Source organism: Sphingomonas sp. Leaf339, from assembly GCF_001426195.1.
GTDB lineage: Bacteria > Pseudomonadota > Alphaproteobacteria > Sphingomonadales > Sphingomonadaceae > Sphingomonas.
Genome location: NZ_LMRS01000012.1, coordinates 342,850 through 355,417, shown reverse-complemented (window position 1 = coordinate 355,417; position 12,568 = coordinate 342,850). Strand labels below are relative to the sequence as shown.

Annotated in this window: 12 protein-coding genes; 8 read left to right on the top strand and 4 right to left on the bottom strand. The window is 63.7% G+C overall.

Annotated features, from left to right (window positions below):
- Positions 1 to 2 precede the first annotated feature (2 nt).
- On the bottom strand, positions 3 to 1,016 hold the full coding sequence (locus ASG67_RS08445; RefSeq protein WP_235535118.1) for a hypothetical protein: 1,014 nt from the start codon (positions 1,014 to 1,016) through the stop codon (positions 3 to 5).
- A gap of 54 nt (positions 1,017 to 1,070) precedes the next feature.
- Here ASG67_RS08445 and ASG67_RS08440 point away from each other — a divergent pair, with 54 nt between their 5' ends.
- From ASG67_RS08440 to ASG67_RS08420, 5 genes are all read left to right on the top strand, one after another.
- Positions 1,071 to 1,748: an energy transducer TonB gene (locus ASG67_RS08440; RefSeq protein ID WP_056528257.1), complete on the top strand. Its 678-nt coding sequence runs from the start codon at positions 1,071 to 1,073 to the stop codon at positions 1,746 to 1,748.
- 53 nt (positions 1,749 to 1,801) lie between these two features.
- Entirely contained in the window at positions 1,802 to 2,599 is a 798-nt protein-coding gene (locus tag ASG67_RS08435; protein ID WP_056528254.1) for a MotA/TolQ/ExbB proton channel family protein, read from the top strand.
- Positions 2,600 to 2,694: 95 nt separating this feature from the next.
- Positions 2,695 to 3,177, top strand: coding sequence for an ExbD/TolR family protein (locus ASG67_RS08430; protein WP_056528251.1), 483 nt, complete (start codon positions 2,695 to 2,697; stop codon positions 3,175 to 3,177).
- A gap of 30 nt (positions 3,178 to 3,207) precedes the next feature.
- Positions 3,208 to 3,633 carry an ExbD/TolR family protein gene (locus tag ASG67_RS08425; protein WP_056528248.1) on the top strand — a complete coding sequence of 142 codons (426 nt, stop codon included), beginning with the start codon at positions 3,208 to 3,210 and terminating at the stop codon, positions 3,631 to 3,633.
- Between the two features lie 156 nt (positions 3,634 to 3,789).
- On the top strand, positions 3,790 to 4,137 hold the full coding sequence (locus tag ASG67_RS08420; RefSeq protein WP_235535117.1) for a tetratricopeptide repeat protein: 348 nt from the start codon (positions 3,790 to 3,792) through the stop codon (positions 4,135 to 4,137).
- Between the two features lie 159 nt (positions 4,138 to 4,296).
- Here the strand turns inward: ASG67_RS08420 and dcd are convergent, their stop codons facing one another.
- Both dcd and ASG67_RS08410 read right to left on the bottom strand, forming a co-directional pair.
- Positions 4,297 to 4,851: a dCTP deaminase gene (gene dcd / locus ASG67_RS08415; protein WP_056528240.1), complete on the bottom strand. Its 555-nt coding sequence runs from the start codon at positions 4,849 to 4,851 to the stop codon at positions 4,297 to 4,299.
- 131 nt (positions 4,852 to 4,982) lie between these two features.
- Positions 4,983 to 8,264, bottom strand: coding sequence for a S41 family peptidase (locus tag ASG67_RS08410; protein WP_056528237.1), 3,282 nt, complete (start codon positions 8,262 to 8,264; stop codon positions 4,983 to 4,985).
- Positions 8,265 to 8,415: 151 nt separating this feature from the next.
- On the opposite strand from ASG67_RS08410, the gene guaD reads away from it, so the two are divergent.
- From guaD to ASG67_RS08395, 3 genes are read left to right on the top strand one after another with little or no spacing between them, the layout of a single operon-like run.
- Positions 8,416 to 9,705, top strand: coding sequence for a guanine deaminase (gene guaD / locus ASG67_RS08405; protein ID WP_056528234.1), 1,290 nt, complete (start codon positions 8,416 to 8,418; stop codon positions 9,703 to 9,705).
- Positions 9,702 to 10,706: an adenosine deaminase gene (locus ASG67_RS08400; RefSeq protein WP_056528231.1), complete on the top strand. Its 1,005-nt coding sequence runs from the start codon at positions 9,702 to 9,704 to the stop codon at positions 10,704 to 10,706. The genes guaD and ASG67_RS08400 overlap by 4 nt, the downstream gene beginning before the upstream one ends.
- Entirely contained in the window at positions 10,706 to 11,698 is a 993-nt protein-coding gene (locus tag ASG67_RS08395) for a bile acid:sodium symporter family protein (RefSeq protein ID WP_056528228.1), read from the top strand. Before ASG67_RS08400 ends, ASG67_RS08395 begins: the two co-directional genes overlap by 1 nt.
- Here the strand turns inward: ASG67_RS08395 and ASG67_RS08390 are convergent.
- Positions 11,689 to 12,333, bottom strand: coding sequence for a PEPxxWA-CTERM sorting domain-containing protein (locus tag ASG67_RS08390; RefSeq protein WP_056528225.1), 645 nt, complete (start codon positions 12,331 to 12,333; stop codon positions 11,689 to 11,691). The two genes, ASG67_RS08395 and ASG67_RS08390, sit on opposite strands and share 10 nt — an antisense overlap.
- Between the last annotated feature and the right edge of the window lie 235 nt (positions 12,334 to 12,568).

Sequence of the window (12,568 nt, the reverse complement as noted above, 5' to 3'; positions counted from 1 at the left end):
TTTTAGCCGCGCGATCGGCCGCACGGGCCAAGCGCATCGAGGACAAACCCATAATCCTCCTGCGCGATCGCCGCGTCGGCCGGTTCCAGTCGCGTGGTTGATGCGGCAGGCAAGGCACGAGGTAACCCGCAGGCCAGCCGATACCAGAGCAAGGTGTTCGGCGCCGGAGGCCCGGCCGCTTCATCGACGATTTCACTCAGCGCGACCGAGTACCGCGTCTGCTCCCCCGGACGGCGTAGGATGGAAAGCGATACGGGCCGCCCTCCCTGTGCCAACAGGAATATCTGTGTCTCACCTTCGTCGGGAAGCGATCCTGCAACATGAAAGGCGCCGCCCACGCCGATGATTGCCGGCGGGACATCCTTCGCGACCGCTTGACGGGCGATCTCCCGAACTCGAGCGTCGAGATCGGTACTCCAAGGTAATTGCGCGTCCGGCGCGGACAACTGCACCTGATCGGCTGATCCCGACACGCGGCGGGCGAAGACCAGCGTCCGAAGTTTCTTCAGCTTGGCAAATCGGCCGCCGCGATCCGGTGTGACGTCCAACAGATAACCGATCCGTGGGGGCAGACCCGCCTCACCCTTTATCAGGGCGGTCACCTCCGTCTCGACATAAAGTCGCTGCTGTCCTGGCAACACCGCGGCAGCCTCGGCGCCCTTGATGCGCGTGGTCGATCGGATCGTAGCGTCGGCGATGACGGGGCTCGCCATCACCAGATCTACGAGATCGGTGTAAGTGGGAGCGCCGCTAACCGGTGTGGCTGCAATAAGGCGCGATTCGGGCGCTTGCGCGGCGCTGACCGTGGAAAAAAGCGCTAGGGTGAGCGCCGTGAGGGCTGGACGGAAGAACGCGTTCATGGTTCTCCGTGCTAGCGTAAGACCACTTCGCGACATAGGATTATCCTGTAATGGTGCGATTGTACGTTTATTGCGTTCGACAAAGCGTTTGCGTGGTGAACGACGCGACGTTAGGAATCGGATAACCGCTTCCGAATGCATCGTCACATGGACCATCGTGTTCGTAATGTGGCGATCCAGATGGTGCGGAATAGGGAGTGTCGTTGCTGAATGGCCTACGTTGACCAGAAGATGAGCAGTGGCAAGGTGGTGGCGATCATTATCGTCGCGCTGATCCACGCCGTGCTCGGCTACGCTTTCGTCACCGGTCTCGCGTTCCAGTACGTGAAGAAGGTGACAGGCGATCTAAATACCTTTGACGTCGAGCCGCCGCCGCCGCCGCCGCCGCCAGACGAGCCGCCGCCGCCGCCGCCCGACCAGCCGAATCTGCCGCCGCCGCCGACCACGGTCGTCGTGCCGCCGCCGATCGTGCCGACGGTAACGGCTGCACCGGCGATCAACACGACGACGATCATTCCGCCGTCGCAGCCCACTGCACCGCCGGCGCCTCCTGCGCCGCCGGCACCACCGGCGCCTGCTGCCCCAGTGGTGAGCAAGGCTGCGGGTGCCAAGGGCAATCCGGCTGAATGGATTTCGACGGACGATTATCCGCCGAGCTCGCTGCGTGCCGAAGAAGAAGGCACGACCGGGATCGCGTGGGACATCAATGCCGCCGGTCGCGTGGAAAATTGTCGCGTGACGTCGTCCAGTGGGTCCGCTGCGCTCGATCGGGCGGCATGCCAGGCAATCACCCGTAGAGGCCGGTATTCGCCGGCGCTCGATCAGGCAGGTAATCCGATGCGATCCAGTTCGTCGCGTCGCGTCACCTGGAAAATGCCTGCGCAGTGATGCGTGTCCGACCTTACCCGTTTTTACCGATTTAGTCAGAGGATTTAGCAACCATGTTCATCACCATTCTTGCCGCGGCCGGCGCCGCCGCTGGTGCCGAAGCCAACCCCTACGGTTTGGAAGCGGCACTTCGCGAAGGCGGACTGATTTCGCAGTCGGTCTTTGCGATCCTCGTCCTCATGTCGATCGTGTCGTTCTACATCCTGTTCTCGAAGTTGTTCGAGCAGCAGAAGATCATGAACCAGGCCAAGCGCGTCCGTCAGGGCTTCTGGTCGTCGAACAGCCTTCGCGAGGGTTCGGCCAAGCTCGAGAAGAACTCGGCATACAAGCAGATCGTCGACGATGGCCTCGCTGCTCAGGACCAGCACAGCAAGCTGACCGATCCGGTCGAGGCGCATGACTGGCTGCACGGTTCGCTGGCGCGTTCGGAAGCCGCGATTAATTCGAAGCTGGGTGGCGGTCTCGCCTTCCTTGCGACGGTGGGTTCGGTTTCGCCGTTCATCGGTCTGTTCGGCACGGTTATCGGCATTTACCGCGCGCTGGTGAAGATCGGTGCGTCGGGTCAGGCGTCGATCGACAAGGTCGCCGGTCCCGTCGGCGAAGCGCTGATCATGACCGCGCTCGGCCTGGTCGTCGCGGTTCCCGCCGTGCTGTCGTACAACTGGCTGCAGCGCCGTAACAAGTCGATCGCAGAGGATCTGTCGTCCTTCTCGAACGACGTGCTGGGCTTCCTGGCGTCGAACGGCGCCGTGCGCCCTATCGCTGCCACTGGCGCGGTCAAGGTTCCCGTAAAGCCGGGTGCACCGACCACGACGGCCGGCACGACTGGCGGCGTGCCGCGCGCCAACTAAATGTGAGAGAGTCGGGGGCGCTGCTCAAGGCGGCGGCCCCGCTTTCTTCCCACCGGCAGTTCCGGTGGCGACTATATGGATAGGATAGTTCGCATATGGCGATGAGTGTTGGTGGCGATTCCACCGAGAAATCGATATCGGACATCAATACGACGCCGCTGGTCGACGTCATGCTTGTGCTCCTGATCATCTTCCTGGTGACGACGACCGTAGCGGTCCAGGCGGTGCAGCTGAAGCTCCCCGAGGTTCGCTTCGATCCGACGCAGACCAAGCCCGAGAATGTCTCGCTGTCTGTGACTACCAATGCCGACGGCAGCTGCGCTGTGTACTGGAATATGACCCCGGTCACCTCGACGGAGCTCTTGGATCGCGGCGTGGCCAAGTTGAAGGCCGAGATCGATCGTCAGGGCGGTCCAAACGCGGCCGGACTCGAACTGCCGGAGGCGCATATTCGCGGCGACGTGAACACGCCGTACAAGTGCATCGGCGGCACGATCTTCACGATGCAGCGCGCAGGCTTCGCCCGCGTCGGCTTCATCTCCGAGCCCCCCCCCGGCGCGACCACCGACCGCGGTTGATCGCTCGGACGTATTTAGGAGTATTTTGACATGGCAATGGGCGGCGGCAAAGAAGAAGACGGGCCGATGATGGAAATGAACATGACGCCGTTGATCGACGTCCTGCTCGTTCTCCTCATTATGTTCATCATTACGATTCCGATCCAGACCCACGCGGTCAAAGTGGATCTGCCGCAGAACACGAACAATCCGGCCAATCCGGTCGACGCGGAGAAGAACAAGATCACGATCGATGCCGCCGGGACTGTGTCCTGGAACGGATCGCCGGTGGATGAAGTGACGCTGCGCCAATATCTGGATCAGTCGGCCAGTCTGAACCCTGAGCCCGAGCTTCACTTCCAGCCTGCGCCTGACGCACGCTATGAAGTGGTTGATCGGACCCTGGCGCAAATCAGGCGGTCAGCGATCACGAAGCTGGGCTTCATCGGTAACGAGCAATATCGAAACGATTTCTAACATCCACCATCCGGATGGAATTCGACAGGGCGGCCCTTCGGGGCCGCCTTTTTTTCGTTCGGGGTCTATCGGCCACTTGTGCCGCCGTCATCGAAATGACATCATCCTGTAACAAAAATGAAACGTCATCTCGGCGGTTCATGTAAAGGAGCAAGGATGATGCGCACGCTGATCGCCCCGGTTCTAATCGCGATCATGGCCACGCCGACTTTGGCGGCGGATCGGGTCGGCTATATCTCGATAGCTAGTGGCGATCTGGCTCATGCAGAATCGACGTTGGTCGCAGAGCGACGCATCTTTCCAAATCGACCCGAACTGATGTTGAATCTCGCGGCTGTCTATCAGCGGACTGGCCGCGATGCGGCGGCACGCGACCTTTATCGGTCGGTGCGGGAAAAGCCGGCCGTGATGATGGACATGCCCTCGGGCAAGATCATGTCGTCGCACGATCTCGCCGATCGCGGCATTGCTCGTCTGACCCCGGCGGTTTTCGCCACCCGATAGGTATGCGGCCGGCGTATGTGGTTATTGCCCCATACGCCGTCCTCGGAATCCGAATCGTTGATCGCGCGGCGATGTGCTCTACGCAGAAGTCGCGCATCTTACGTGCGGACTTTGCTTACTTTTACTGGTCTACCCAGATCAATAGCAGACATTCCCAGCTTATAGCCTCGGCAGCGTGACGCCCTTCTGCCCCATATATTTACCCGCCCTGTCGGCATAGCTCGTCTCGCAGGGCTGTTCACCTTGCAGGAACAGGAACTGGCACGCGCCCTCATTGGCATAGATGCGGGCGGGTAGCGGCGTTGTGTTCGAGAATTCCAGCGTGACGTGACCTTCCCATTCCGGTTCCAAGGGTGTCACGTTCACAATGATCCCGCACCGCGCATAGGTCGATTTGCCGAGGCAAATCACCAGCACGTCGCGCGGCACGCGAAAATACTCGACCGTGCGAGCGAGGGCGAAGCTGTTCGGGGGAATGATGCACACGTCCGTCTTGCGATCGACGAAGCTGTTGGCCGCGAAGTTCTTTGGATCGACGATTGCGCTGTCTACATTGGTGAAGATCTTGAATTCGTCCGCCACCCGCGCGTCATAGCCATAGGATGACAGGCCATAGCTGATGCAACCGTCGCGTCGCTGCGCCTCGACGAACGGCTCGATCATGTTATCGGCCAGCGCGCGTTCGCGGATCCAGCGATCGGAGAGGATGGACATGCGGGCAGGCTCCGTTGCGTGTTAAGGTCGTCCATCGCGGCAAGCAGCGCGAAGGGCAAGAGGCCGGCTAGCTGGCGATGACGCCAAGGAAATGTAAAGCAGCGCCTGAGCTTCCAGAGCCGCAACGCTTCTTACTCAGCGCGCGGCTCCGTCAGAAGCTGCTGGACCGCCGCCTCTAGTTGCGGGTCGCGATCACCCTGGCCCAATGGCCGCTCGACGGCGAGGTCGACTGGCCGGGGATTCATCTCCATGTTCTGACCGCGTCCGTCTTGTACCCGGGTCTGGGGCACGCGCAGGACGGAGCCGTCGATCAGCGTTTCCGGACTGGTATAGATGATCCAGCCGGCCGTCGGCTGACCCACCACCTTGCCAAGACCGAGCGAGCGATACCCCTCGGTGAAATCCTCCGCGTCCGACAGCGACGATTCGTTGGTGAGCAGCACCGTCGGCAGACCCAGCGCCCGTTGCCCGAGCGCCTGACGGCCGGGCACCGGCGGCAGGCCGCGCGCCGTCATCGTCAGATAATTCCGCCGGCTGAACACGTCGAGCGCATAGCCGTTGACGAAACCGCCATTATTGTTGCGCACATCCACCACGACGCCCTGTCGCGATTGGTTCTGGGCATCGAGATCGAGATACAACTGCGTCAGCGAATCGGCCGACATGTCGAGAATATGGACATAGCCGAGCTTGCCGCCGGACAGGCGCTCCACCATTGCCCGCCGATCGTTAACCCACCCGCGATAGAGCAGGCCGGCGGCGGTGCTGGCCGACACCGGTTGCACAACTACGTCGCGCGCCCGCCCGGCGGTGACGATGCCCAGCGTGACGCGAAGGCCCACCTTGTTTTCCAGCAACGCGTCGAGATTGCCGGTCGCGCCGATCGCCTCGCCATCGACGCTGGCGATCCGGTCGCCTGGCTTGATCGTCCCCTCGATCGCCACCGGTCCCAGCGGCACCAGCTCGCAGACGATCAGACCACGCCCCGCCTCGTACGCGGCGCGATCGAAGCGTACGCCCAGATCGCCCACGCGATCGGTCGGCAGCGCGCCGGGACCGCGCGGCGAGCGGCCGATGCCGCTGTGCGAGGCGTTCAGTTCGCCGATCATCAGGTTGATGACGCGGCGCACTTCGTCTCCTGTCTGCGCGCCCGCGACATAGGGTGCGAACCGCGCGCGCAACGCCATCCAGTCCTGCCCATGGAATTGCGGATCGTAGAAATAACGTTTCAGATTGCTCCATGCCTGATCGAACACGACCTGCCGTTCAGCGGCAAAATCGACGGTCATGTCGGCGTTGATCGCCACGCCCTTGGGCTTCGGGTCTGCTATCGGCGTCACCATCACGCGCCCGCCCTCCAAATAGGCGATCGTTTTGCCGTCCGCGCTCAGCGCGAAATCGCCCTTGCGCTTGTCGGTCGCGCTGATCTGTTGCGCGCTGGGTGGTTCGGTGGCGCGTTCGTCGAGGCTATAGCTGTAGAGATTGTCGCGTGCCTGCGCATTGGCCATGAAGACCAGCGTCTTGCCATCGCCGGCGATCGTCGGCCGTTCAGCGTTGAGACCGAGCGGCAGCACGGTGGCGCGCTCGCGCAACCCTTTCCACACGATACGCACAGGCGTCATTACGACAGGTGACTCGGTCTTGTCGGCAGCTTTGCGCGAAGTTACCGCGGCGTTCGCGTTCGGCGGTTTGGGGGCGGCATCGGTGGCAGGATCGCCGGGCGTGCCGGGGCTGGATTTGAACAGATCGCGGAACCCGTCTTCGCGATATTGCGGCACGTGCGGCAGCAAGTCGATGCGGACGATGCGCGAATCCTCTGTCCGCTGCGCGGTGTCGAACAGGATGAAGGCGCCGTCCGGCGACCAGGCGATGCGGCTCATCTGGCCATTGCCCAGGAAGCTGATCGGGCGCGCCTCGCCGCCTGTCGCCGGCACTACCCAGACGTTGGTGAACGACCGCGAATCGATGACGGGAAACGCGATCCACTTGCCATCCGGCGACCATACCGGCGGCGGGCCGCCACCGTCGCTGCCTAGCGCGCCGGTATAGAGCAGCGTGTCCATGGCGGGCTTCCCTGCCGCCGCCGGCACCAGCCGCCGGATCTCGCGGCCACCCCGGACATAAATGACCGATCGACCGTCCGGCGCGTAGACCGGCATCGTATCGATCGCTCCGGTGGTGAGCAGCGTCTCCTTACCGGCGGCAACGTCGTACTGCGCAAGCCGCTGCTCCAGCCCGCGCTCGGTGACGTAGAGCAGTCGGCGCGAATCGGGTGACCAGACGGGGTCGCGCTCACTGGCGATGCTGTCAGTGATCCGTTGCGCCGTGCCGCCATCCTTGGTCGAGGCGGCGAACAACTCGCCATGCGCGATCAGGGCGACCTTTTGGCCGTCGGGCGACAATGCCAGTCGATCGAAACTGGTCAGCGATGAAAAGCGTGGCCGTTCCGCCGCCGGCGCGCCACGCAGCGTGATCGGTACGGGCGTCGCCTCACTGGTCGACGGATCGAAACGCCAGATACGCATGTCGCGCTCGAACACGATCGCGCCGCCACCGCCCATCGACGGAAACAGCACCCGACCATCGGTGAAGCGGGTCAGTTGCTGCGGCGTCATGCCCGCCGTCAGCGACAGACGCCACAGGTTCTCGGTGCCGCCCTTGTCGCTCATGAAGGTCAGAGTCTGGCCATCGGCGCTCCACATCGGCCAAGCATGTTTGGCGCCGTCCGCCAGCAGCTTCGTGTAGCCACCATCGCCTTCAATGGCCTTCGTCCATAATTCAGTCTCGTCGATATGACTGTGGCCGTTGCGCCACCATTGCGCATTGCTGAGCCCCCGCGTCATCAGCGCGATGCGGGTGCCGTCCGGCGAAGGTGCGGCCTGAAATTCCGATAGGTATCGCTCGCGACTGACCTCCAACGGCGTGCCGCCGATGGCGGTGACGCGAAAGATGTCGGGCTGGCGGGCGATATCGGTCGCAGCCGAGCTGAAGTACAGCCAGCGGCCATCGGCGGACCACGCATCCAGCTCCTCGTTCGCCTCGGCATAGGTCAGCCGCGTCACCACGCCGCTTGTCAGATCGAGCAGGAAGATATTGGTGCTGCCGCCCCGGTTCGACGTAAACGCGAGCATCCGCCCGTCGGGTGAGTAGAGCGGTCGCCCCTCGGTGGCGGCATCGGTGACGAGCAGGCGGGCGACGCCACCGGCCGCCGGCACCTCCCAGATGTCACCGCCCGACACAAAGGCGATGGTGCTGCCGTCTGGCGACAGCGCCGGCTCGCCCAGCGATGGCTTCGCCACGACGCTGGCGATCGGGGCGGGCGCAGGGGTAGGCGACCGGGCCGCTTCCTGCGCGATGGCGCCGCTCGACAGGCAGGTGGCCGCCAGCAAGCTGGCCAGCATGGTCCGCATCATTTCCGATCCCCCATCAATCCGATGTCGTTATCTGAGCGCGTGCGGCGGGATTGGTCAATCGCCCGCCGCATTGCCCCTTTCATCCAGAGCGGCGGGCATTATTATGACGAGCAATGGCGACGATACATCTGCGTTTGCGTAAACCCGCCGCATGATCCGCGGCTTCCGCGCCGAGCTACTCAGCGTTCCTGACGATCCCGCCACGGGCGCCGCTCCTATCCATCATGCCGACGGACTGCTGGTCGTCGAGGACGGGCATGTCGTCGCCTTCGATGATTGGGCCACGTTGGCGGACGGGTTCGCGGGGATCGCGATCGAGCATTTTCCGGGCAAGCTGATTGTCCCCGGCTTCGTCGATGCGCATGTCCATTATCCGCAGACCGACCGGATCGCCGCGCATGGCGAGCAATTGCTGGAATGGCTCGATCGGCACATCTTTCCGGAAGAGCAGCGGTTCGCCTCGCAGGCCCATGCGGCGGAGGTCGCGGCGTTCTTCCTGGACGAACTGCTGCGTAACGGCACAACCAGTGCCTTGGTGTTCGCCACCGTCGATGCGGCATCGGTCGATGCGCTGTTCGATGCCGCGCTGGCGCGCGACATGCGGGTCGTGTCCGGCAAGGTCCTGATGGATCGTGGGCCAGAGGGTCTGCGCGATACCGTCGCCACCGGCCGCGCCGACAGCGAGGCGCTGATCCGGCGCTGGCGCGGGCTCGGGCGGCTGGGCTATGCGGTCACGCCGCGGTTCGTCCTGACCTCGTCGGACGCGCAGCTTGCCGATGCCGGCGCGCTGGTCGCTGCTCATCCGAACGTGTTGATGCACACGCACCTGACGGAAAATGCCGGCGAAGTTGCTGCCGTTGCGGGACGGTTTCCCGATGCGGCGGACTATCTAGACGTGTACGACCGGTTCGGGCTGGTGACCGATCGATCGGTGTTCGCGCATTGCATCCATCTCGATGAGCGGGCGCTGGGGAGAATGGGCGAGGCGGGCAGCGCCGCCGCTTTCTGCCCCACGTCTAATCTGTTTCTCGGTTCGGGCCTGTTCGATCTGGACCGTGCTGCGCGACAGGGCGTGACCGTAGGGCTCGGTAGCGATGTCGGCGCGGGGACGACGTTCTCGCTGCTGGCGACGATGGGAGAAGCCTACAAGGTCGGCCAGTTGCGCGGGTCCAGCCTCGATCCGTTCCGCGCGTTATACCTGGCAACAGCGGGCGGCGCGCGCGCCCTCGGGCTGCATGACCGGATTGGGTCGCTCGCGGTGGGGCAGGAGGCGGACTTCGTCGTCCTCGATCCCGCCGCCACGCCGCTGTTGGCCCGTCGTACGCGGGACGGCTCGCTGGCGGAACGGCTGTTCGCCCTCCAGATACTGGGTGATGACCGCGCGATCGCGAATACCTATCTCATGGGCCGCCGCGCCCATTCCCGACAGGATTTGACATGACCGACTTCTACGCCGCGATCCCCAAGGCCGAGCTGCATCTGCATATCGAGGGGACGCTGGAGCCGGAGATGATGGTCGCGCTCGCCACCCGCAACAAGGTGGCGATCCCCTTCGCTTCTGTGGAGGAGGTGCGGGCGGCGTACCGGTTCACCAACCTCCAGACGTTTCTCGACATCTATTATGCCGGTGCCGACGTGCTGCGGACGGAGGAGGATTTCCACGACCTTGCAGCCGCCTATTTCGATCGCGCCGCGGCGGACGGGGTCGTCCATGCCGAAATCTTTTTCGATCCACAGACACACACGCATCGCGGCATCCCGTTCGACGTCGTCGCGCGCGGTCTATTCGCCGCCGTCGAAGGGGCGACGACGAAGCACGGCATGACGGTCGAACTCATCATGAGCTATCTCCGTCACCTGGACGAGGATGACGCCTTCGCCACGCTGAAACAGGCGGAGCCGTGGCTGGACCGCTTCGTCGGTGTCGGTCTCGATTCGACGGAAATCGGCCATCCCCCGTCGAAATTCGCGCACGTCTTCGCGGCGTCCCGCGAACGCGGCCTGAAGCTCTGCGCCCACGCGGGCGAGGAAGGGCCGCCGGCGTATATCCATGAGGCGCTCGACATCCTGAAGGTTGACCGGATCGACCATGGCAACCGCGCGCTGGAAGACCCGGCGCTGGTCGCTCGACTGGCGCGCGAGGCAATGACACTGACCGTCTGTCCGCTGTCCAACGTCGCGTTGCGCAACGTCGAAACGCTGGCCGCGCATCCGATCGACCGGATGCTCGATCTGGGTCTGCGCGCGACGGTGCATTCCGACGATCCTGCCTATTTCGGGGGCTATATCGCCCAGAATTTCCGGGAGCTTGCCGCCGCCCGCGATCTCAGCCGCGAACAGGTGGTGACGCTGGCGCGTAACAGCTTCCTTGGCGCGTTCCTGTCGGATGAGGCGCTCGCCGGGCATCTGGCGCGGCTCTATGCGTTCGCGAAGGCCGGTTGATGCTGCGTCGTTTCCTGTCGGTGTTCGAGCCGTTTATCCTGATGCTGCTCGGCACCGTCGCGCTGGCCAGCCTTTTGCCGGCGCGCGGCATATGGTCAGGTATTGCGGCGGGTGCGGCGGATACTGCGATCGTTTTGCTGTTCTTCCTCCATGGCGCGAAGCTGTCGCGCGAAGCGATCTGGGAGGGCGCGCGAAACTGGCAACTACATGTGGCGGTGCTGGCCGTCACCTTCGTGCTATTCCCGGTGCTGGGGCTGGGCATGATGCACCTGTTGTCGGGGCCGGTGGCCGCGGGGCTGTTGTTCCTCACATTGCTACCGTCGACCGTGCAATCCTCGATCGCCTTCACCGCGATCGCGCGTGGCAATGTCGCAGCGGCCGTGTGCAGCGCGTCATTTTCGAATCTGTTGGGTATCGTCGTGACGCCCGCGCTGGTCGCGCTGCTGATGGGTGGGGCGGGTTCGATCTCGCTATCGTCGGTGGAAGCGATCGTTCTGCAACTGCTCGTCCCCTTTGTCGCAGGGCATCTGCTCCGGCCATGGATCGGCGGACTTGTGACCCGATATAAGGGTGTGTTGACCATCGTCGATCGCGGGTCGATCCTGCTCGTCGTCTACAGTGCGTTCGGCGCGGCGGTGGTGGAGGGGCTCTGGCACCGCGTTTCGCCCGGCGACCTTGCGCTGATCGCGGTGGTCTGCGTCGTCCTGCTCGGGATCGTGCTGGTCGCAACGTTGCTGGCCGCCCGCGCGCTCGGCTTGTCACGCGAGGATGCGATCGTCCTGCAATTCTGTGGATCGAAGAAGAGCCTCGCCTCGGGCGTGCCGATGGCCGGCGTACTTTTCCCGGCGGCACAGGTCGGCGTCGTGCTGTTACCGGTGATGCTGTTCCACCAGATCCAGCTGATCGCCTGCGCCATGATCGCACGGCGCTACGCCGATGCGGCGGAGGCGGCGGCATTGCCGCTCACCCCCGCCGCGATCGATCAGCGATAGGCCAGACGGACGTTACGACGGCGATAGCGGACGGTGCCGCCGACCATGGCAAACCCGACGAGCATCATCGCCCACGTCGCCGGCTCCGGCACCGCCCCCGCCACCGTCGTGAAGCGGAAATTCGCATCGCAAGGGTCGGTCAGGCAGTAACCGATCTGCGGCTTGGTGGCGACCAGGCTGCCACCGCTATAGGCGTCGGCCCCGTTCGGGGTGGGCATCAGGCTGGGACCGTACATGACCGCCAGTCGGATTGATGTGGTCGACAGCAGCGCGGTATAGCTGGTGTTCGCGATCAGCGTGGTGCCGGCCAAGTCGAAATCATACCAGAACGACGTCCGCGCCGCGGATGTCGGCAACGTCACCGTGCGCGTAGCGACGGTGACACCGTTCAGCCCCGAACCCGCCAACAGCGTCAGCGTGACCGGGTCGTTCGCCATACTGGCATTGGCTGTCTGAAACTGGAACCCGAACGACAGCAGCTGCGATTCGGTCGTCGTGAATGACTGCCCGGCCGGACCGTATTCCAGGATTTGGAGACCGCGGGTACCGGCCGTCACCATCGTCGTGGCCGCCTCCGCCGAAGGCGCCGCGACGGTGGCCGTCGCCAACGCGGCGATCAGTGCAAGACGGTTCATGATCGAAAGACCCCTTTAGAAAATCGTTAACGTCGCAGGTTGTGCCTTGGTAATGTTGCAGTGCCACGACAGTCGCTGGCAAGCCCCTCATCGCTCCCGATCCGAGACGGCCGAAACCTTGCGTCTTTCCTGCCACATACCTGTCATCAAGGCTGGCTAGACCATCATCGTTAGTGCACGTTAACCATCTGACGGTGGTCGCGGTTGAGGCCGTCGATACAGCGATTCGGACTGG

Bases quoted from the DNA above. Each gene is read 5' to 3' on its own strand.
- ASG67_RS08425 (WP_056528248.1), top strand. From the start codon at position 3,208: ATGGCAATGGGCGGCGGCAAAGAAGAAGACGGGCCGATGATGGAAATG.
- ASG67_RS08400 (WP_056528231.1), top strand. From the start codon at position 9,702: ATGACCGACTTCTACGCCGCGATCCCCAAGGCCGAGCTGCATCTGCAT.
- ASG67_RS08445 (WP_235535118.1), bottom strand. From the start codon at position 1,016: ATGGTCCATGTGACGATGCATTCGGAAGCGGTTATCCGATTCCTAACG.
- ASG67_RS08435 (WP_056528254.1), top strand. From the start codon at position 1,802: ATGTTCATCACCATTCTTGCCGCGGCCGGCGCCGCCGCTGGTGCCGAA.
- ASG67_RS08430 (WP_056528251.1), top strand. From the start codon at position 2,695: ATGGCGATGAGTGTTGGTGGCGATTCCACCGAGAAATCGATATCGGAC.
- ASG67_RS08390 (WP_056528225.1), bottom strand. From the start codon at position 12,333: ATGAACCGTCTTGCACTGATCGCCGCGTTGGCGACGGCCACCGTCGCG.
- ASG67_RS08420 (WP_235535117.1), top strand. From the start codon at position 3,790: ATGATGCGCACGCTGATCGCCCCGGTTCTAATCGCGATCATGGCCACG.
- ASG67_RS08395 (WP_056528228.1), top strand. From the start codon at position 10,706: ATGCTGCGTCGTTTCCTGTCGGTGTTCGAGCCGTTTATCCTGATGCTG.
- ASG67_RS08440 (WP_056528257.1), top strand. From the start codon at position 1,071: ATGGCCTACGTTGACCAGAAGATGAGCAGTGGCAAGGTGGTGGCGATC.
- ASG67_RS08410 (WP_056528237.1), bottom strand. From the start codon at position 8,264: ATGATGCGGACCATGCTGGCCAGCTTGCTGGCGGCCACCTGCCTGTCG.
- guaD (WP_056528234.1), top strand. From the start codon at position 8,416: ATGATCCGCGGCTTCCGCGCCGAGCTACTCAGCGTTCCTGACGATCCC.
- dcd (WP_056528240.1), bottom strand. From the start codon at position 4,851: ATGTCCATCCTCTCCGATCGCTGGATCCGCGAACGCGCGCTGGCCGAT.